Genomic DNA, 18,971 nt, shown 5'->3' on the forward strand with positions numbered 1-18,971 from the left:
AAGTAAGTTTTAGGGTTTTAATAATACAAGAGGAACAGCATTGGTTGGCTGCGGTATACCAGTAACTAATGCATCCGCTATAATAGATTTCATTTCATTTGTGAATCCACGGGGATGTATACCATTATCTTTAGTGTATACCGCGCAGATACGTTCTCCTATTTCGAATGCAGGTTGAACGTTTGTCCGAAAATAGTTTTCTGCAATTAAGGGGTCCCCATGTGTAAAAGCGTACCACTGTCTCTTATTTGACTTGCAATTATCCATAATCATAGGATGCTTTTATAGATCAAAAAGCTATCATAAAACTTTAATTTATGCCTACTATTTTCAGGGTATTCGGCTTCTCCCAAATGAACAGAATAAAATTAGAGAAATTTGAAGGTGACAAATAGGGCCAAAAGTCCCAGAATCGAACTATTTAAAGGATCAATCAGTTTTGTGCGTAAATTGGATTTACTTATTAAAACATTCAAAATCAGCTCATTTTATGAACGATATTATAGAAATAGACATCATTATATTAAGCTACGCACAAACACCAGAATTTAAACAGATGACTGATCAATGTATTCAGTCACTGATCAATTCTGAAGATCCGGGGACTATAAAATTTAATATTATAGTCATTGAATCTGCAGTAGATTTCGAAAGTTATCAGTACAGAGGTACGAAAACAATTTATACCGATAAAGAATTCGGGTACCATAAATACATGAATATAGGAATAGAACTAACTTCTGCACCTTATATATGTTTATGTAATAATGATCTTATTTTTTATCCGCACTGGGCTACAGAAATGCTGACTGCATTTAATACCTATAATCTCTCGAGTGGCTCGCCGGTTTGCCCATACCATCATCCAGGTGTCAATATTGATTTAAACAGCGGTGTTCACCTGGGTTATAAGGTTAGACAGGAAATTTCAGGATGGTGTATTTTTATCAAACGTGAACTGCTCAAAAAAACGGGTAAGCTGGATGAGAATTATAAATTCTGGTGTTCAGATAATGACTATGCCAATACACTTTTTATGCTGGGGATTACCCATGGACTCGTGACCTCTTCTATTGTGGATCACCTGGAAAGCCGAACCTTAAGTTCGCAGCCAATTGAAAAACAACAGAGTTATGTAGATGAAGATCTGGTCTATTTTGGTAAAAAATGGAATTCACGTCTGGGTTACGCTGGCTGGAGCGTATTAGCAGAGGGAGAGCAGAATTAATTCCATTCTCCCTTTGTATTTCTATTTCAGTTCTCCGTTTGCCGGATGAGCTGACATTCTAACCTCCAGGGGTACCGGGGGGAAAGTTGATGAAGGTTGTCCTTTTCCCCTGGCAAGTGCTCTGATCATATAAAATAATAATCCCGGAGTACCTTCAATGTCTGGCCTGCGCTCTGGATCTTCAGGTATCTCATCTGCAAAAATAGCATTCAGATAGGGGCCATCTACATGTTCCGGTGCTTTTTCCAAAATTGTATAGCTTTCAGGATTACACAAATCCAAATCATTGTTAATTAATTGATACCACGGCATATTATAAGAATTATTTGTTTTACCTACTCTTTTCTGGGTTTTCGGTATCGCCCTTTAAGGACAGCAATTTAAAAATGAATAAATCGGTGTAATAGGGTCATATGTCCCATAATCAGGTCTGCGTGTTTACTTTTTTCTATTCTTTGTAACTTGGGTTTATACGCTGAAATCACTGTCGTGAATCTAAACCTGATCAATTAATAATTACTATGAAACATAGAACAGAAATCGATATCATTATTTTAAGCTTTGCGCAAACCGATGCTTTAAAACAAGTTACAATTGACTGCATTCATTCTCTGATGGCTTCAGAAGATCCCGGGGAGATTAAATTTAATGTGGTTGTTATTGAATCTCAGAAGGACCTGAAACCTTATCAGTATGAAAACAGTACAACAGTATATTCCGATCAGCCGTTTGGTTATAACCGCTATATGAATATTGGTATTGAAATGACATCCTCGCCCTATGTCTGCTTATGTAATAATGATTTGATATTTCATCAGCACTGGGCAACAGAGATACTGAAGCCTTTTGAAGAATATGCCGATTTGCTGAGTGCTTCTCCTGTTTGTTCTATTCATCACCCTAAAATGGATTTCGAGTTAAATTCCGGACTTAAACTGGGTTACCGGATCAGACATGAAGTGTCCGGATGGTGCCTTTTTTTTAAAAGAGAGATGCTGGCCATTACCGGGAAATTAGATGAGAATTATAAATTCTGGTGCGCAGATAATGATTATGCAAATACGCTTTGGGTACTGAAAATTTATCATGTACTGGTTACCTCTTCTATAGTTGATCATCTGGAAAATAAAACCCTCATCAATCAGACCGAAGAAGTTCAGGATCAGCTGACAGAAAAAGAGGTCTTTTATCTGCAAAAGAAATGGAAACCCCGTATGGGTGACGGCTGGGTTCTAATGAACTGAGCGTTTTGGGACATTTGACCCTATTCGTCAGACGATAAATTATATAATTTTATTTTAAATCTTAATGTCAACCCTTATGGCAAAATCATGGTATGCTCTTCTGGGAGGTAATCCTACTGATGTTACAAACTATTTTAAAATAACCAACAAGCATAATTGCTTATGCGGAGATAAAATCTGTGCGATTTATGCCACAGATGATCCCGATGAAGAGCTGATGCGGCCAATGCATCCTTTGAGCCCTAATATGCAGCTCTATATTAAAGATGCTTTGGCTACCGGCTATATCCAGCCCGATATCCCCTTCGACGCCAGAAAATATGTTTATTTAAGGTATTAATTTTTGTTTAAATATTAATTTATGAAATTAACGGATCCACTAATCTCCTGTATTTGCATTACTAATAACCGGCCGGCACTGCTTCAGAAAGCAATAAGATGTTTTCAGGAACAAAACTATCCTAACAAAGAGCTGGTTGTCTCTTATCCCAGAAAGGACCCATCTACAAGAAAAATTCTGGATGAAGTACTCAAAGAATCAGAGTTGAAAATACTGATAATTGAACGTGATGATGATGAGTCTGTAGGTAATGCCAGGAATCATGCAGTAGCAAAGGCTGGCGGAGATTATATCTGTATCTGGGATGATGATGACTGGTATCATCCAAGCCGGTTATCCTATCAGTTTAAAAGTATGCAGACCTTAGGACAGGGATATCAGGCAAGCGTGCTGACCTATGTAATCCTGTATGATACTACAACAGGTAAAGCCTATGCCTCTTTTCCTTATACCTGGGATGGTAGTATATTGTGCAGAAAAGAAATAATCATGCAGAATCAGTATGCAAATGCGAATAAAGCAGAGGATACCCATATTATTAAATTCCTGGATTCCAGGAAGCTTTTGTATCATATTGAAGATGCACCATTCCTGTATATCTATATCTATCACGGTGGGAATACCTGGGATTATGCACATTATGAATATTTTTTAAAACAAAGTGAGCTTCTGGATGATGAGGTTACGGCTAATGTTCGTGGCCTGGTAGAAGCCTGATTCAACTGAATTTATAAAAGGATGCCTCTTAACCGGATATTTGGAAAGCCTGGCTAAGAGGCATTTTTTTTAATGATTCACAACAGGGTCAAAAGTCCCATAATCTTATCACTGAAGCTATTCGGTGCACTATTTTTTATCTTAGGAACAAGCAAAAAAAAGATAAAATGATGAAGATTAAGTTTTTTTCCAACTACGAGGTTTCCGAAAATCTATTGAAAAGATTCAAAGCTAATTATAGCATAAATGATGGTTTGCTGGACTTTACTACAGCCGATGATTACAATTTTGCTGTAGTGTTTAACCGCACAAGTGAGCCAATCAGATCCGGAGCCGGAATTATTACCGTTATTCAGGAACCATCCTGGAGTCCGGCGCATCAGGATACCTCATTCTTAACCAATAGCGATTATATATTTATACATGACAAGGAATTATTTGAAAGAACACATCAATTGAAATTAGGAGGGAAGGTTATCGAATCTCCCGCATTGATGTTTTATCACGATCATGTAGATCATTCGTTTTATAAGGATGCAGCAAAGGCTGTAAAGGAGAAAAAGCTATCTATTATTGTCTCAGGTTTATACTCCAGCCAGGCCAATTATCAGAAACGTATTGAAGTATTAATCCGGATACTCGAATCTGACCTGGATATTGATATTTATGGAAGAGGATTAAGTATTGAAGACCGGAGGTATAAAGGAGAACTGCAATATAAATACGAAGGGTTGCTGCCCTATGAATACTCCATTGCGATAGAAAACTCGAACGAGAAAAACTACATTACAGAGAAGTTTGTAGACTGTGTTTTGTGTAATACGATACCTATCTATAACGGAGCACCAAATCTTGCCGAAGTTTATGATTCGCGTTATTATCGCACAATAGATCTGGATAGCAGGACAATTGTTCACGATCTTAAAAAAATTATTGTTCATCGTGCACCCAGCTCAAGTGTAAACAAAGAAATATATTTCAAACAATATAACCTGTACACTAAAATAAAAGAGATTGTGTATGGTTAGTATCCGGAATATACGGAATGCGGATTCACTTTCTTATGAGACGGCTGCAATTGGGTTATGCTATAAATATAAAGACACAGATCTGCAATTATTGCCAGCAGTAATATAAACAGAGTGATTTTGATGAGCCTTGCCATAGCCTTAAATTTAACTGACTGAAGGCTTCGTTGGATGGGTCAATAGTACCATAATTTATTAAAAACAAGTTATTTAGGGTCAAATGTCCCCAAATTCAATAATGTAGATTACCCTGTGATTTTGTTTGTAACTTGTTATTATAAATACATGTGAATCTTATACATCTAATCAAACTACCGTGAAAAGACGCCAGATAGAACTATTTGTGAAAAGTAAAACTGAAGTTGATATTATCATCCTGAGCTTTGCAAAAAGCGAAGAATTAAAATTGATTACTCAACAATGTATCAGCTCTTTAGTAGCATCTGAAGATAAAGACGAGATTAAATTCAATATTGTTGTGATTGAATCTCAAAAAGATATGAAGCCATATCAGTATCCGGACACTAAGACAGTTTATCCCGATGAAGAGTTTGGCTATCACCGCTATATGAATATGGGTATTGAAATGACTTCTTCCAAATATGTCTGTTTATGTAATAACGACCTGCGTTTTCACCAGGGCTGGGCTACGGAGATATTAAAGGCTTTTCATAAGTATTATGATCTTTCCAGCGCTTCGCCATTTTGCTCTTTTCATCATCCAAAAATGGGGTTTGAAGAAAACAATGGAATCTATACAGGCTACAGGAGCAGGTATGAAGTTGCCGGCTGGTGTCTTTTTTTAAAACGGGATGTTTTCAGGCTAACCGGTAAGCTCGACGAAAATTACCAGTTCTGGTGTGCTGACAATGATTATGCAAATACACTTGCTGCATTGAAACTCAGACATGCTCTTGTTTCTTCAGCTGTTGTAGATCATCTGGATAGCTGTACCCTGGATAGTCAGGCAGAGGAGGCAGCAATTGCCTCCAGTGAGTTCTTTTATCTGGAGAAAAAATGGAATCACCGCAGTATGGGGAGCTGGACCTGTGTGTGATTTCGTCAGTTAATGGCCTGAGTTTTTTGATAGCAGATTAATAATCAGCACCCCGATTATAATAAATGCAATGCCAATAACAGCAGGGAGGTCAGGCTTTTGTTTGTAAAATACGGCACCTAAAGCCGTAACCAGAACTATACCAACGCCTGACCAGATTGCATAAGCAATTCCCAGGTCCATCTTTCTCAGGGTCAGGCTTAGAAAATAAAAAGCAATAGCATAACCGCAGACCACGACAACAGAAGGCCAGAACCGGGTAAACTGCTCAGAAGCCTTTAAGGCTGTGGTAGCGATAATCTCTGAAACGATGGCAAGAAATAGAAATATATATGTTTTCATAAACAGGTTGCTGAACGGCAAATATCCCCAATAAATTACAGTAAACTGAATTGATTAATGTTTCTTTTTGTGATTTGGATTTTCAAATGCTCTTATAGTTGTATTATTGGGGTGTAGCATAGTTATCATTCCATCTATATAGTCATGGGCGAAAATTTTGGCTCCGGGCGTTTCAACAAAAGCTTCGTCTTCACCTTTCTGCAGATCTTTAAATGGATGTTTTTCCCAGAAAGATTTCCAGTAAGCAATAGTTGCACCACCCAGAAATGGTTTTGAGTTAGGATTATTCCGGTTATGTGCATCGCCCTGCCAGAAGCTATTGGTAATTGCAGAATAATGGTGACTATGTCTTATGCCACAAATATCCGCACCAGAAGTAATCAGAAAGTTCACCTGCTGACTAACCCAGTCATAAGCATACCAGTCATCATCATCCCAATGAACAATGATCTGTCCTTGCGCCTTATCACAGGCATAGTTGCGCTTTATTCCGATTGTACCCAGCGGAGGTGTGTAAAAATACCTGATGCTTGAAAAATCAGGCAATAAAGGTGCAACAGACTCTTTGCCGTCATCAATAATTATGAGTTCGGTGTTAGGGTAGTTCTGCTGTAAGAAATAGCTGACAGCAAAAGGAATGAATTTCTGCCTGTTGGCAGTGGGCATAATGCAGCTTACTAGCGGTTGTTCCATAGTGATTTATTTGAGGTCAATTTAGAAATGATTGTATCCGCATTACAGGGCCAAAAGTCCCAAAAAACCAATCCGGTAAGCACGCTTTTGATTTCTTTGTAACTTGGAACTAATCGTAGAACCTAATTGTAAACTGAGATCAGTTATGTGTAGTATGACATCCTTTTTAGCTTATGCAAAGACCAAAAACCGTGTTTTAAAGCATGTTGATGGAATTATTATGTATCCTTTTGAAGAAACACCTGTTCCTCAGTATGTATATTTCATGCCGAAAAAATTAACTGAAGAGGATCGCCTGGGTAGATTTTTCGAACAGCAGTTCTTATATCTTCCGGATATCTTTTATGTGCTCTATTTTAATCCTATCCGGTGGATACTCCCTGATCTTGGCGCACTGATTCACTCACTGGATTGCAGAGCGGTAGGCTACGGCAAAGATTGTAAGTTATTTCAATTAAGCTATGGCAGAATAACATTTGATATTACGTCAATAACTCAGGAACAAGAAGAACAGACCGTATTCAGGGTGCCTTTATACATAGGCGATACCAACTTCTTTATTAACGTAGTGGAACTTCCCGGTACAATGGGAACACCCAAATTATTCGAGAAAGTAGACTTTAACTGGTAAAACATATAAAATGAAACTAATAGAAAAAATTGACCGGCACGAAGTCCTTAGAAGATGGGCAATAGGAGAAGTGTATTCTGAGTTTTTTAATCCTCTATATGAGTTTGGCAGAGATGAAACCATGAAAATGCTTTTATCCGGCAGCCGTTATCTGGAAAGAGAGGCTATAGATATGGTTCTGGAATTTAAGCAAAATCTGGTAGATTCTATATCCCTGTATGTAAAGTGGTACAGGGCAATACTGGAAATCAATAAGTCTGATCTGGATATGGTTTATACTTTGCAATTACCGGGATGGGAGAAAAATACAGATGGGTCTTTTCTGGTTGCCGATGCTGCAAGAAATATTAATGAAATGCCTGATATGGATGCCAGGATCAGTGGGATTTATCAATCGTTAAAGGACAGGGATGTAAAGTTGCAGGGGATAACTCTTTTAGCTGTTGACAAAATAGGTCCATATGTGGCAGTAGAAGGAACAGGGCGGTTAACCAGTATTTATATGGCGCAGCAGTTGAATAATCTGGATCTGATCCAGGACAATCAGGTGGAAGTAGCATTAGGATTATATTAAATGGGATATATCAACAAATTTAATTACGGAAGATATAACAGATATCGGAGTTGTTATGCCAGGTTATATGCAAAACACAATCTTAAAAGTTATTATAAGATCATATACCGGTTATTTAAGCGTCATAAAACATGATAACACCTGTATTTTAATGCAGTAAGAAAAATATAATTCGTCTTTTTAATTATATTTAAAAATATATAACTACATTTGTGAATATTTATAATAATAATACAATGCAAGAAGGAGTAGTAAAATTTTTTAATGAGACTAAAGGTTTCGGATTTATCGTACCATCTAATGGTGACAGTGAAATCTTTGTTCATTCAACAGGCCTAATGGCTAGCATTCGTGAGAACGATAAAGTTACTTATGATGTAGAAGAAGGCCGTAAAGGTCTTAACGCAGTTAATGTTCAGTTAGTTTAAGTTTATATAACTATATAATTGACCTTGACCGGTCCGATTTATCGGACCGGTTTTTTTATGCAATAAGGACAAATGTCCCAAAATTTGCAGAGACTATTATCTGCTTTTCGCATTCTTTATCTTAGTTAGGACAAAAACAGCTAACTATATGAAGATTAAATTTCTCTCCAATTACGATGGTTCAGAGAACCTTTTAAGACGGTTTAAAGCAAATTATGCCATTTATGATAGTGATCTGAGCTTCACTATTGCAAATGATTATGATTATGCAGTAGTTTTCAACCGTACTGATGAACCCGTTAATCCAAAAGCGAAAGTAATTACGGTTATCCAGGAACCTTCATGGAGTAAAGCACATGAATACATTGATTTTTTATTGCATAGTGATTATGTGATTGTACATGATCCCGCGTTGTTTGAGCAAACGCATAATCTGCATATCGGAGGAGATGTGATTACTTCTCCTTCCTTTATGTTCTATCATGACCATGTACCCAGGGCTTTTTTTGAATCGGCTGCCAGTACTGAAAAACAAAGGAAATTATCTATGATTGTTTCTTATCTGAATAAACCGGAGGGGAATTATGGTAAGCGTACAGGTCTTTTAAATCAGATATTGGCTTCAGATCTGGATATCGATATTTATGGCAAAAGACTGGAAATAGAGGATAGAAGATATAAAGGGTCTTTAGAATACAAATTTACGGGCTTGCTGCCTTATGAATACTCTATTGCCATTGAAAATTCCAATGAAATAAATTACGTCACTGAGAAATTTGTGGATTGTGTTTTATGTAATACTATTCCCATTTATAATGGAGCCCCAAATATCAGTGATATCTATGATAAACGTTATTTCAGAAAAATAGATCTTGACAGTCCGTCCATAATAGAAGATATCAAAAAGATTATCGCAGAACCTGCGCCTGTTTCTGACGTGAATAAGGCCATTTATTATAATAACTATAATCTGTATAAGAAGCTGAAAGAGATTATTATTGAAAAACGCTATGATTCATAAGCAGGAAGGAGCTGTCAATAAAATAAACGGCTCCTTCCTATACTTTAATAAAGCTCCAGGGTTCCCTCTATTTCAGCATAGATATAATCCAGATCTTCATCACTGATACAGTATGGGGGTAAAATATAGATGACATTTCCCAGGGGACGCATTAAAATACCTTTATTTAAAAAGTAATCATATAATAAATTCCTGAGGTCATCAAAATAGGAAGTACCGGTTTCAGTGCGCCACTCAATTGCAAGAATTGTTCCGGTCTGTCTTACTGATTTAACCCGCATGTGATCTGCAATTCTTCTGGCAAAATCTGCATGTTTGCGGCAGATTCTTTCGATGTGCTTTTGTGTCTGATCCAGTAACAGTAAGTCAATACTTGCCGAAGCTGCAGTACAGGCTAAGGGATTGGCCGTAAAAGAATGTCCGTGAAACAGTGTTTTTAACTTGTCTTTAGATAAAAATGCATTGTAAATATCTTCCGAACAAGTTGTTACGCCCAGAGGCATTGTTCCCCCGGTTAAACCTTTTGAAAAACACATGACATCAGGCTGTTCTTTCAGGTGGTTGGCGGCGAAGAGTTTTCCTGTACGTCCAAAACCTGTAAAAACCTCATCCTGAATCATCAGTACTCCTTCATTACGGCAATGCTTCATCAGTTCATCGAGTTCAGCAGCGCCATACATCAGCATTCCGGCAGAGCCCTGTACAAGCGGTTCGTAAACAAAACAGGCCAGCTGATCACTGCATGCTGAGATTTGTTTTTTCAGCTGTTCTATGTTTTCAGTTGTCGGAACCTCCAGGTAAAGCACTTCAAATAAATAGGCGTCAAACGGAGCTGTCCATGCACTGCGGCCACTTACAGACATGGCTCCAAAAGTATCTCCATGATAACCGTTATGAAAAGCCAATACCTTTTTTCTGGATTGTCCGTGGTTGTGCCAGTATTGCATGCACATTTTCATTGCTACTTCTACAGCAGTAGAGCCGTTATCCGTGTAAAATACTTTTTGCTGATTCTGAGGTAACAGGCTCAGGAGTTTCTCTGCCAGTTCCACAGCGGGTTCATGAGTGAAGCCGGCAAATATTACCTGATCAAGTTTTCTGATTTGTGCCGCTACACGATCTGCAATATAAGGGTGGGAGTGGCCATGAAGGATTACCCACCACGAAGATATCGCATCAATGTAACGTTTGTTATCCTCATCAAACAGATAACATCCTTCTGCGCGTACAATGGCAGTTGGAATTATTGCGTTCAGCATTTGTGTATAAGGATGCCAGATGACTCTTAAATCTCTTTCAGTTAAACTTAAGGTTTCTTCAGCTATTGGACTCATAATTTGCTGGTTATTAATTTTTATTTTCTTTTTGCATAGGTCTTAGACCTAAGAGGTCAAACATTTTCCGGTCATCATCCAGTCTTGGATTTGGGGTGACCAGCAGTTCTTCACTCTCACTGGTGAAGATAGAATTGGCTCCGGCCATGAAACACCAGGACTGTTCTTCGGTACTCATTTCGGCACGGCCGGCACTTAATCTGACCATTGCCTTTGGCATCAGGATTCTTGCAGTGGCGATCATTCTGACCATCTCCCATGAATCTACTTTTGGTAAATCCGCCAGAGGAGTTCCCTTTACTCTGGCCAATGCATTTACCGGTACAGATTCAGGATGCTGTGGTAAATTTGATAAGGTATGCAGCATATTGATTCTGTCTGCATGAGTTTCCCCCAGCCCGATAATTCCACCAGAACAGACAGAAATTCCTGCTTTTCTGACATTGTTCAGGGTGGATAACCGGTCATCATAGGTACGTGTATTGATAATTTCCTGATAATATTCCTTTGAAGTATCCAGATTGTGGTTGTAGGCATACAGGCCGGCTTCCTGTAGTCTGGCGGCCTGTGATTCGTTAATCATTCCCAGGGTACAGCAAACTTCCAGGCCAATCTCATTGACGCCCTGTACCATTTCAAGGATGTTTTCGAAATCTCTGTTATCCCTTACTTCGCGCCAGGCAGCAGCCATACAAAAACGGGATGAGCCTGCGTCTTTAGCTCTTTGCGCTATGGCAACCACATCATTTTTAGACATCAGTGCCTTTACGGTAATTCCGGTATGGTAACGGGCCGCCTGACCGCAATAGGAACAGTCTTCGGGACAACCGCCCGTTTTGACTGATAGTAAGGTGCAAACCTGCACTTCTCCGGCTTTATGCCACTGGCGATGTACCGTTGCAGCCTGGTATACCAGTTCCAGCAACGGCTGATGATAGATGTCCTCTATTTCCTGGATAGACCAGTTATTGCGTATAGTTGTGTTATTGTTCATGCGATTTAAATTTAAGTGGTGATTGGAGTGGGGCTTAGTTGAAAAGGTGCATTGGCAATAGCATCCTTGTTAATTGTGGTAAATTCCGGTAGTTTGCTCCAGGTACAATTCCTGGGAAGATGGTGTAGCAGCATATTAAGGGTGTCAAAATCGAAATCTCCGTTAAGCACCAGATGTTTTAGTGGAATTCCTTTGCTCTGTAAAGCGTGTATGCTAAGCAGCGTATGGTTAATACAGCCCAGGTAATTTCTGGTGACCAATACAGCTTCAGCTCCCAGCAGACGGATCAGGTCAATCATCAGAAAACGGTAGGAAAGTGGCACAAATAGCCCTCCTGCACCTTCGATTAACAACTGGTTGCTGGTCTCAGGCAGCACGAAGTCCTGCTGGCGTATTTCAATACCTTCGTGCTTTGCAGCACGATGCGGTGAAGCCGGCATGTTGAATTTAAATGTTTCAGGATGAAAAATACTTCTGCTGTTACTGATCAGCTGTTTGACTTTGAAGGTATCCGTATTGTCGAGATCACCGGCTTGTACAGGTTTCCAGTAGTCGGCTTGTAATTGTTCAGTCAGCACGGCTGAGACTATGGTTTTTCCTACCTCAGTGCCAATTCCAGTGATAAATAAGGGCTTGTTATACATATAGTTTATTGACTCAATAGTTTGATATGATGACATAATTGAAGAATTTCCTGATCGGTATTATGGAGATGAATACAAATCCGCAATCTTTCCTTTCCTTTTGGAACTGTAGGATTCAGAATAGGACGAACGTCGAACCCGTTTCGTTGCAGAGCCCTGCTAAATCTGATGGCCTGATCATTGCCCGGAAGAGCGAGGCAATGTATAGCACCGGGGTTATCCTTGCATGGCAATTGATACTGCTGCGGCAAATTAGCCTTCAGGAGCGATGATTTATGTTTTAAGCTGGATTGTAGCTCCGGGTGAGTTAAAAGGTGTTTATAGGTGAGCTGGATAGCTAAAAGCTGTGGATAGGGCAGGGCGGTAGTATATATGAAGGGGCGCGCGAAGTTAATGAGGTAATCTCTCAGTAAATCAGTACCTAATATAATTGATCCATGTAAACCCAGTGCTTTTCCGAAAGTGATCAGGCGTGCAAATACTGTGTCCTGGATTCCCAGCTGATCTACCAGGCCGGTACCTGTTACGCCAAAAGCATGTGCCTCATCAACAATTAAATGTGCCTGATATAGCTGGCAAAGTGAAGAAATCCCTGCCAGATCGGCCTGATCGCCATCCATTGAATAAATACTTTCAACTGCTACATAACAGATCCCTGTGCTTTTTTTGAGTTTTCTTTCCAGGTCTTCCAGGTCATTATGCCTGAATTTTACTCTGGTGGCATAACTTAATCTTGATCCGTCAATAACTGAAGCGTGAATAAGCTCATCATGTATAATGGTATCATCTTTTTGAGGCAGGCAGGAAAAAATAGCAGAATTGGCTGCGTAACCAGAATTGAAGATTAATCCATTTGCCGCATGATGATAGCCGGCTATTTCTTTTTCCAGTTGTTCGGCAAACTCTGTGTTGCCGCTGAGTAACCTTGAACCGGTAGAACCGGAAAGTATTTGCGGATGTTCTTTCAGTGTTTCATGAACTAACCGGCGCAATTCAGCACTGCGTGCGAAACCTAAATAATCATTAGAACTGAAATCGTGTAAGTCATTCTCATACTGAAGACTACGAAAAGTCGAATCCGCTTTTCTTTTGCTTATTTTTTCAGACATCATATCATTGGCGCCGTGCTTCATCTATATAGTCTGGGCTAAATCATTAATCCAGTTGCTATATAATACGGCTTCTATAGTAGTGATGTTTTCTGCATGGGTTTCCCAGGTTGTGGAGAAATTTTTAAGCTGTGCAGTCATTTCTTCCAGGTGTCCCTGTTCTTCTATGATAATTGACCTGACGCTTACTTTACTCTTATGCTGGTTTAATACCTTTTGATAAACAGGGTAAATAAGATCTGCGCGTACTTCAATAGCATAGGTAACCAGCAGGTAGGCAGCAAATTTCAGTTCGGCGCCAGATAACTGCAGCGTGTCTTTTAAATAACGGCTGGTCATCAGATCCAGCTTGTTCAGGTAGTATTTACTGCTGTAGGGTGCAAGAAGGTAGTCCGGTTCATAGGTAGGACAGGTAGCTATATTTAGCCGGTCAATTTGTTTTTTCAGATAGTAAGCATGCCGGTGTTCTTCTGCAGCATGTTTTAAAACCATATAGCTGGTTGTTTCAGGTCTTTCGTTCGCTGAGATCTTTCTGGCCCCTATATTCTCCTGTAAAGACAGGGTGTTGAGGAAACGGGCATGGGTGTGATCATCACTGACTATATGTTCAAGAAGCGTTTCTAATTCCATTGATTTCATTTGTTTGAGTCAAAAGTATTACCTTGCCGGATAGTTGGTGTGTACCAGTTTTAAGTTTATGAGTAGTCCGGTTCAGATTTCTTTTCCAAATGTTATCCATATCGACAGATCATTAGATCGTCCGGTATATCTTCAGATAGCCCATCAAATGATCAATGCGATACAAAGAGGGGTGCTTTTAGCCGGAGTTCAGCTGCCGGGAACCCGTAGTTTGTCGGAAGCCCTGAATGTGCACCGGAAAACGATAATTGCGGCATATGATGAGCTGGATGCTCAGGGATGGACTGAAATCAGGCCAAATAAGGGGACTTTTGTGAGAAATAAGGGGCCGCAGGAGAATATCGCCCTGCAATCTTATGATGAAAAGTTTCTGACCAGTTATCCTTCCGAGACCGGTTATCGTTTTAAACAAAGTATTCTGCTGGATGTATTAACTGTAGGGCCGGCTGCAGGGCTGGAATTCAATGATGGTCTTCCTGATATCCGATTGCTTCCACTGGAAAGATTATCAAAGGTTTATGGCGGAATTTTAAAAAGCAAAACGAATTATAAGCATTTCGGCTATTCTCATGTGGAGGGAAATGAATATTTCAGGGAAACACTGGCTTCATACCTTAATAATACCAGAGGACTGCATATCAATAAGAATAATATTCTGACAACCAGGGGGATTCATATGAGTATTTATATGGCATCGAGTATGCTGATTGAGCCCGGTGATCTGGTTATTGTAGGTGATTTAAGTTATTATCTGGCTAATATGTGTTTTCAGCAGTCAGGAGGCAGAATAATTTCTGTACCTGTTGATGCTGATGGGATTTCTGTAGAGGCCATCAGAGAGCTTTGCAAAACAAAAAAAATAAGGATGTTATACCTGACTCCTCATCATCATTATCCAACTACAGTGACTTTAAGTGCTGAGAGGAGGGTGGAACTATTGCAGCTGGCACAAACCTATGGCTTCATTATTCTGGAAGATGACTATGATTATGACTTTCATTATAACGGTAATTCTGTGTTACCGATGGCCAGTGCGGATACCAATGGGATGGTAGTTTATATCGGTTCATTCTGTAAATCCCTGGCCCCTGGTTTTCGTTCAGGATACCTGATTGCTCCGGAAAATCTGATCCGGGAAATGGCCAAATTCCGCAGGCTGGTAGACAGGCAGGGCGACATGCTGATGGAGCAGGCACTGGCCGAATTACTGGAGGAAAAAGAGATTCAGCGACACCTTAAAAAGGCAGTGAAAATCTATCAGGAACGCCGCGATGTTTTTGCAGATTTACTGGAAAAACATCTGGGAGAGGAGCTGAGTTTTTCTTCTCCACCAGGAGGATTGTCTGTCTGGACAAAATGGAATCCCCAGCTGAATCTGATGCGGATCAGTAAAAATTGTCTGAAGAGAAATCTGCATCTTCCTCAGGAATTATTGTACCAGACTGATAGTTTTACGGCCATGAGACTGGGCTTTGGAAATCTGAATTCGGGGGAGCTGGAAGAGGCTGTGAGTATACTTAGCCAGGCAGTAAAAGAGAGTTAAAATTTGATAAAATATTGACTTATCATTTGATAGTATTAATTTTTTAATCTGCTGTTTTTCAATGTTATTTTGGATTTTATATGAATTTATTCTTTTGTTTTAAAGATAAGGTTTCATCTTGCCGTATTTTACCGTTTAAATGACAGATGTAGTGGTAATCTGCTCCTCTTTAGAAAGCCGGTTTTCCTGACTTATCCTGTCAGATCAGCTGCGGGAAATCCGGATCAGCTCCTGGTTATGCTCCCGGAAAACGGAGGAGCCAGAGAGCTGTAAGTGATTGATGTTGGTATAGGGTTGGTATACCCCTGGGGTATACCAACCCTATACCAACCCCGAACTCTAGCATACCTTAAACATGTCTCCGGCGGTGTTCTCTTTTTTGGGACATCTGACCCTTTCTGCCTGCCGCAAAGTCTGTAAATTGTGACGAAAAAAACCAGTTGAAATTATGCTGATTTTACTGCCTGGTAATGGATTGGAGATAGGCACCTGGTTAACAATAATCACTAAAAATAATTGTAAGGGCAATGAAAAAAATAAAGATCATCGAAGCCGGAAATGAACTTGGTTTAGGCGGTACTGAATACACGATTCAATTAATCAGTAAGTTTCTCAATAAAGAAAATTTTGAAGTTACTGTAGTAGGAGTCAGGGAAGGTGGAGCCAGGGTTAAACTGATTCAGGATCTTGGAATCAATGTGATGATTTTAAATGGTGATATGGTTAAGCTTGCACAATTGCTTCGTGAAACAGATGTGTTTCACTGGCATGGGGATGGTACGCTGACTCCGGAAATATTTAGTGTAGTGAAAGCAAACAAACCAAAGCTTGTGCTGATGACCAATGTTTTTGGATTATATGATCATTCTCCATTCTATGACCTTGTGGATTACGATTTGTTTATCTCAAAAATGATTCTGATCCGCAGAATGTTCAGAGACAGTCATCTGGAAGATAATTTTGCGTCAAAAAGAAAGGCATTACCCTATCCTGTTGATGTGAAGCATATTAATAGTCTGTTACCATCTGATAGTCAGCTGAAACTGTTTAAGCAGGAGCATAATTTGCAGGGGGCTTTTGTGGTAGGTAGGATAGGTCGTGCGGATATTGCTAAGTTTGACATCATTGCGTTGGATGGGTTTGCAGCATTTGCAAAAAGAGTTAGTAATGCAAAGTTTCTGCTGGTAGGGGCAACTCAGGAAATTCTGGCCTATGCCGCGGCGCTGAATATCCTGGACAAGCTGATTGTTTTTGATACTACTTCAGATTTTAAGCAGCTATTAATGTATTACAAAGCTATGGATGTCTTTCTTGCTGCAAGCAGAATAGGAGAAAGCTTTGGAATGGTCATCGCCGAAGCGATGACCGTGGGTCTTCCTGTTGTGACTATCAGTACTTTAGATCGGGATAATGCACAGATTGAGCTGGTTGATAATGGACAGACAGGTTTTGTTGTACAGCGTGATAAAGACAGGATTGCTGATGTGCTTGTCTTTCTGTATGAAGATGAAAAAATAAGAGAGATACTATCTGCATCTGCAAAACGAAAAGTAACCAAAGAGTACAGAGCTGATAAAATTGTTAAAAGTCTGGAGAACCTGATATATAATCATTTGAATATTGGTGCAGCAAAATATAAAGAATCACTTCTGAAGGATTATTCGCTGGAAATTGTAAATGATTATTTTAACCGGTGTTCAGACCTGTGGGAGCCGGAAAACAGGTCTTAATGTCTTAATACTTATCAGGTTTGGTGTCTCTTATTTCTTATCTGGTTTGATATTCAGTATCTGGCTCCCCCCATTCCACTGCAATTTAATTACAACAGGAATATTGGAATGAATCTTGATTTTTGGTTTATCTGTATTGTTTTTTCTTGCAGCACACCAAAAGTCAAGGAGTCCGTTTTCTTTAAAGGGGTATTTTTTGACACCAAACTCGTCTGTTAAGCGTATGTCCCAGGTAATCATATTTTCCGGCACTTCAGGTTTAAGGCCAAATACATATTCAAAAAGTACTGAAATCGGGACCAGGCCAGTCCATCCAACCAAATCTTTACGATCCTTGCCCAGAACTTTATCAGGAGCGTAATTTTCCCAAAGTGATCCGGTCTGGTCAAAGACCTGAACTACATTGTCCAAATGATTTTTTGCTATAACAAAGGCAAGGGAGTCCTGTTTGTATTGCGTAAGCCCTCTTAATACCATATACGAGGTAGGAGCCCAGACGCCACCACGCCAGTATCCGCCATCTGCGCTATAACCCGGGTCATCTGCCGAAAGGGTTGGTACTCGATGCAGGCGGGCAAATTCCTTAGGGTTTTCCAGATGGGCTGTGAAGTCTGCTAAATGCTGATCTGGCACAACACCTGCAAGTAAAGCCCAGTATGCTGCAATACTTTTTACATCAGAGAGTTTTCCATCGCGATAACGGTCATAAAAAAAACTGGTTTTGTCAGACCACATGTGCTGCTGTACATAACTGGTCAGGAAGCCGACTTCGGTTACGATATCTTTCACCTCGTTTTGACGATTTAATTTTTCGGCCATTGCTATCAGTGTTTTACCAGCAAAAATTTGTTGAAGGGTTGTGTCAATCCAGGACATGAAACCTGTACTGAACTGGCCGGAATAGCCAGCCGGCAATCGGGGCTGATTATCCATTCCGCAACCCCATCCACTGGAATAATAGGAACCATCAGGCCATGATCTGTTATCTCTGAACCACTGATAATAAGCCAGAAGTGGGCTGAACACGTTTTTTAACCGTTCCATGTCATGGAAGTTCTGGAAATATTCCCATTCTGCCCAGGGCATAATATTGGGGCCCGTACTTGATACATCAAATTTTTCAAAAAGTTTATCCCCGTTTAGTTCTGATATTTCACGGCAGATATATCCATCTTTTTCCTGTTTGACATAAAAATTATCCATGCTGGATTGAAAATCAAAAGCGTGATGACCATAGCGGCCGAATAATACCATAAAACTTGTATCCCACATGAAGATATGCTGGTTAAACGCTGGATCAATAAAAGGCTTGATAAAGCCATTTTCGGAGGTTGCACCATGCAGATTTGAAAAAGCTGTTTCCCATGCTTTCCAGTAACAGCGGATTACATTTTGTCTTTCAGGCCAGAATGGTTCAGGGAGTTTTGCTTTGCTGCTTTCAAATGTTGGTGGTGGTGTTTTGTCCGCATTTTTTTTGATGAATATATTTTGTTCCACCAGGGTGTTGGGGATACAGGTATTTGCATAATGCTGAGCACTGGCCGCTTTAGAAAGCAATAGCACGCCTAAAGTAAACAACAATGTATTTACTGGTTTCATAGAATTTATAAGTTATAGTTGATTTTTTCAAAGTAACTAAACTGATGCTTAGCAACTGTCCTCGACAGTCTGTTCG

At 39.7% G+C, this 18,971-nt stretch carries 22 protein-coding genes; 12 read left to right on the forward strand and 10 right to left on the reverse strand.

Annotated features, from left to right (window positions below; translation table 11 throughout):
- Window positions 1–9 precede the first annotated feature (9 nt).
- Window positions 10–267, reverse strand: a complete 258-nt coding sequence (locus tag PL_RS25015; protein WP_152620405.1) for a hypothetical protein — start codon at window positions 265–267, stop codon at window positions 10–12.
- Window positions 268–490: 223 nt separating this feature from the next.
- Between PL_RS25015 and PL_RS25020 the strand changes: the two genes are divergently transcribed.
- Window positions 491–1,228: a glycosyltransferase family 2 protein gene (locus PL_RS25020; RefSeq protein ID WP_052496641.1), complete on the forward strand. Its 738-nt coding sequence runs from the start codon at window positions 491–493 to the stop codon at window positions 1,226–1,228.
- Window positions 1,229–1,249: 21 nt separating this feature from the next.
- On the opposite strand, the gene PL_RS25025 is transcribed toward PL_RS25020, so the two are convergent.
- On the reverse strand, window positions 1,250–1,540 hold the full coding sequence (locus tag PL_RS25025) for a hypothetical protein (protein ID WP_041887138.1): 291 nt from the start codon (window positions 1,538–1,540) through the stop codon (window positions 1,250–1,252).
- 209 nt (window positions 1,541–1,749) lie between these two features.
- On the opposite strand from PL_RS25025, the gene PL_RS25030 reads away from it, so the two are divergent.
- The 5 genes from PL_RS25030 to PL_RS25050 all read left to right on the forward strand — a co-directional run bounded on the left by PL_RS25030 (window position 1,750) and on the right by PL_RS25050 (window position 5,614).
- Window positions 1,750–2,472: a glycosyltransferase family 2 protein gene (locus tag PL_RS25030; RefSeq protein ID WP_041887139.1), complete on the forward strand. Its 723-nt coding sequence runs from the start codon at window positions 1,750–1,752 to the stop codon at window positions 2,470–2,472.
- Window positions 2,473–2,548: 76 nt separating this feature from the next.
- Window positions 2,549–2,812, forward strand: coding sequence for a hypothetical protein (locus tag PL_RS25035; protein ID WP_041887141.1), 264 nt, complete (start codon window positions 2,549–2,551; stop codon window positions 2,810–2,812).
- Between the two features lie 21 nt (window positions 2,813–2,833).
- Complete coding sequence (locus tag PL_RS25040) at window positions 2,834–3,529, forward strand: glycosyltransferase family 2 protein (protein WP_041887143.1); 696 nt, start codon at window positions 2,834–2,836, stop codon at window positions 3,527–3,529.
- Window positions 3,530–3,696: 167 nt separating this feature from the next.
- Entirely contained in the window at window positions 3,697–4,557 is an 861-nt protein-coding gene (locus PL_RS25045; protein WP_052496642.1) for a glycosyltransferase family 10 domain-containing protein, read from the forward strand.
- Window positions 4,558–4,873: 316 nt separating this feature from the next.
- Complete coding sequence (locus PL_RS25050) at window positions 4,874–5,614, forward strand: glycosyltransferase family 2 protein (RefSeq protein WP_200890826.1); 741 nt, start codon at window positions 4,874–4,876, stop codon at window positions 5,612–5,614.
- A gap of 9 nt (window positions 5,615–5,623) precedes the next feature.
- Here PL_RS25050 and PL_RS25055 read toward each other — a convergent pair whose 3' ends face one another.
- Window positions 5,624–5,956 carry a DMT family transporter gene (locus PL_RS25055; protein WP_041887145.1) on the reverse strand — a complete coding sequence of 111 codons (333 nt, stop codon included), beginning with the start codon at window positions 5,954–5,956 and terminating at the stop codon, window positions 5,624–5,626.
- Window positions 5,957–6,010: 54 nt separating this feature from the next.
- Window positions 6,011–6,649: a glycosyltransferase family 2 protein gene (locus PL_RS25060; protein ID WP_082036090.1), complete on the reverse strand. Its 639-nt coding sequence runs from the start codon at window positions 6,647–6,649 to the stop codon at window positions 6,011–6,013.
- Window positions 6,650–6,803: 154 nt separating this feature from the next.
- On the opposite strand from PL_RS25060, the gene PL_RS25065 reads away from it, so the two are divergent.
- The 4 genes from PL_RS25065 (at window position 6,804) to PL_RS25080 (ending at window position 9,303) form a co-directional block, all read left to right on the forward strand.
- Window positions 6,804–7,280 carry a hypothetical protein gene (locus tag PL_RS25065; RefSeq protein ID WP_041887148.1) on the forward strand — a complete coding sequence of 159 codons (477 nt, stop codon included), beginning with the start codon at window positions 6,804–6,806 and terminating at the stop codon, window positions 7,278–7,280.
- A gap of 10 nt (window positions 7,281–7,290) precedes the next feature.
- On the forward strand, window positions 7,291–7,854 hold the full coding sequence (locus PL_RS25070) for a hypothetical protein (protein WP_041887149.1): 564 nt from the start codon (window positions 7,291–7,293) through the stop codon (window positions 7,852–7,854).
- A gap of 236 nt (window positions 7,855–8,090) precedes the next feature.
- Window positions 8,091–8,282 carry a cold-shock protein gene (locus PL_RS25075; protein WP_041887151.1) on the forward strand — a complete coding sequence of 64 codons (192 nt, stop codon included), beginning with the start codon at window positions 8,091–8,093 and terminating at the stop codon, window positions 8,280–8,282.
- Window positions 8,283–8,430: 148 nt separating this feature from the next.
- Window positions 8,431–9,303 carry a glycosyltransferase family 10 domain-containing protein gene (locus PL_RS25080; RefSeq protein WP_052496643.1) on the forward strand — a complete coding sequence of 291 codons (873 nt, stop codon included), beginning with the start codon at window positions 8,431–8,433 and terminating at the stop codon, window positions 9,301–9,303.
- Between the two features lie 44 nt (window positions 9,304–9,347).
- Here PL_RS25080 and bioA read toward each other — a convergent pair whose 3' ends face one another.
- The 5 genes from bioA to PL_RS25105 are packed head-to-tail and all read right to left on the reverse strand — an operon-like array spanning window position 9,348 to window position 14,014.
- The gene (bioA, locus tag PL_RS25085; protein ID WP_041887153.1) at window positions 9,348–10,637 is read right to left on the reverse strand and encodes an adenosylmethionine--8-amino-7-oxononanoate transaminase; all 1,290 of its coding nucleotides are present in this window, start codon (window positions 10,635–10,637) and stop codon (window positions 9,348–9,350) included.
- A gap of 13 nt (window positions 10,638–10,650) precedes the next feature.
- On the reverse strand, window positions 10,651–11,631 hold the full coding sequence (gene bioB, locus PL_RS25090; protein ID WP_041887155.1) for a biotin synthase BioB: 981 nt from the start codon (window positions 11,629–11,631) through the stop codon (window positions 10,651–10,653).
- An 11-nt stretch (window positions 11,632–11,642) separates the two neighbouring features.
- Window positions 11,643–12,311, reverse strand: a complete 669-nt coding sequence (bioD, locus tag PL_RS25095) for a dethiobiotin synthase (RefSeq protein WP_235324739.1) — start codon at window positions 12,309–12,311, stop codon at window positions 11,643–11,645.
- The gene (locus PL_RS25100) at window positions 12,281–13,408 is read right to left on the reverse strand and encodes an aminotransferase class I/II-fold pyridoxal phosphate-dependent enzyme (RefSeq protein ID WP_041887159.1); all 1,128 of its coding nucleotides are present in this window, start codon (window positions 13,406–13,408) and stop codon (window positions 12,281–12,283) included. The genes bioD and PL_RS25100 overlap by 31 nt, the downstream gene beginning before the upstream one ends.
- Window positions 13,409–14,014: a hypothetical protein gene (locus PL_RS25105; protein ID WP_041887160.1), complete on the reverse strand. Its 606-nt coding sequence runs from the start codon at window positions 14,012–14,014 to the stop codon at window positions 13,409–13,411.
- A gap of 67 nt (window positions 14,015–14,081) precedes the next feature.
- On the opposite strand from PL_RS25105, the gene PL_RS25110 reads away from it, so the two are divergent.
- Together PL_RS25110 and PL_RS25115 are read left to right on the forward strand one after the other, a co-directional pair.
- The gene (locus tag PL_RS25110) at window positions 14,082–15,566 is read left to right on the forward strand and encodes a PLP-dependent aminotransferase family protein (protein ID WP_348620639.1); all 1,485 of its coding nucleotides are present in this window, start codon (window positions 14,082–14,084) and stop codon (window positions 15,564–15,566) included.
- 527 nt (window positions 15,567–16,093) lie between these two features.
- Window positions 16,094–17,296 (forward strand): glycosyltransferase family 4 protein, encoded by a 1,203-nt coding sequence (locus tag PL_RS25115; protein ID WP_041877393.1) that lies wholly within the window; start codon window positions 16,094–16,096, stop codon window positions 17,294–17,296.
- 30 nt (window positions 17,297–17,326) lie between these two features.
- Here PL_RS25115 and PL_RS25120 read toward each other — a convergent pair whose 3' ends face one another.
- Window positions 17,327–18,895 carry an MGH1-like glycoside hydrolase domain-containing protein gene (locus tag PL_RS25120; protein ID WP_052495963.1) on the reverse strand — a complete coding sequence of 523 codons (1,569 nt, stop codon included), beginning with the start codon at window positions 18,893–18,895 and terminating at the stop codon, window positions 17,327–17,329.
- Window positions 18,896–18,971: the final 76 nt, after the last annotated feature.

It is taken from the genome of Pedobacter lusitanus, from assembly GCF_040026395.1.
GTDB classification, from domain to species: Bacteria; Bacteroidota; Bacteroidia; order Sphingobacteriales; family Sphingobacteriaceae; genus Pedobacter; species Pedobacter lusitanus.

Coding starts and splice junctions, on each gene's coding strand:
- bioD (WP_235324739.1), bottom strand. CDS start 12,311: ATGTCATCATATCAAACTATTGAGTCAATAAACTATATGTATAACAAG.
- PL_RS25015 (WP_152620405.1), bottom strand. CDS start 267: ATGGATAATTGCAAGTCAAATAAGAGACAGTGGTACGCTTTTACACAT.
- PL_RS25105 (WP_041887160.1), bottom strand. CDS start 14,014: ATGGAATTAGAAACGCTTCTTGAACATATAGTCAGTGATGATCACACC.
- PL_RS25075 (WP_041887151.1), top strand. CDS start 8,091: ATGCAAGAAGGAGTAGTAAAATTTTTTAATGAGACTAAAGGTTTCGGA.
- PL_RS25070 (WP_041887149.1), top strand. CDS start 7,291: ATGAAACTAATAGAAAAAATTGACCGGCACGAAGTCCTTAGAAGATGG.
- PL_RS25100 (WP_041887159.1), bottom strand. CDS start 13,408: ATGAAGCACGGCGCCAATGATATGATGTCTGAAAAAATAAGCAAAAGA.
- PL_RS25025 (WP_041887138.1), bottom strand. CDS start 1,540: ATGCCGTGGTATCAATTAATTAACAATGATTTGGATTTGTGTAATCCT.
- bioB (WP_041887155.1), bottom strand. CDS start 11,631: ATGAACAATAACACAACTATACGCAATAACTGGTCTATCCAGGAAATA.
- bioA (WP_041887153.1), bottom strand. CDS start 10,637: ATGAGTCCAATAGCTGAAGAAACCTTAAGTTTAACTGAAAGAGATTTA.
- PL_RS25035 (WP_041887141.1), top strand. CDS start 2,549: ATGGCAAAATCATGGTATGCTCTTCTGGGAGGTAATCCTACTGATGTT.
- PL_RS25120 (WP_052495963.1), bottom strand. CDS start 18,895: ATGAAACCAGTAAATACATTGTTGTTTACTTTAGGCGTGCTATTGCTT.
- PL_RS25055 (WP_041887145.1), bottom strand. CDS start 5,956: ATGAAAACATATATATTTCTATTTCTTGCCATCGTTTCAGAGATTATC.
- PL_RS25040 (WP_041887143.1), top strand. CDS start 2,834: ATGAAATTAACGGATCCACTAATCTCCTGTATTTGCATTACTAATAAC.
- PL_RS25045 (WP_052496642.1), top strand. CDS start 3,697: ATGATGAAGATTAAGTTTTTTTCCAACTACGAGGTTTCCGAAAATCTA.
- PL_RS25080 (WP_052496643.1), top strand. CDS start 8,431: ATGAAGATTAAATTTCTCTCCAATTACGATGGTTCAGAGAACCTTTTA.
- PL_RS25110 (WP_348620639.1), top strand. CDS start 14,082: ATGAGTAGTCCGGTTCAGATTTCTTTTCCAAATGTTATCCATATCGAC.
- PL_RS25065 (WP_041887148.1), top strand. CDS start 6,804: ATGACATCCTTTTTAGCTTATGCAAAGACCAAAAACCGTGTTTTAAAG.
- PL_RS25060 (WP_082036090.1), bottom strand. CDS start 6,649: ATGGAACAACCGCTAGTAAGCTGCATTATGCCCACTGCCAACAGGCAG.
- PL_RS25115 (WP_041877393.1), top strand. CDS start 16,094: ATGAAAAAAATAAAGATCATCGAAGCCGGAAATGAACTTGGTTTAGGC.
- PL_RS25020 (WP_052496641.1), top strand. CDS start 491: ATGAACGATATTATAGAAATAGACATCATTATATTAAGCTACGCACAA.
- PL_RS25030 (WP_041887139.1), top strand. CDS start 1,750: ATGAAACATAGAACAGAAATCGATATCATTATTTTAAGCTTTGCGCAA.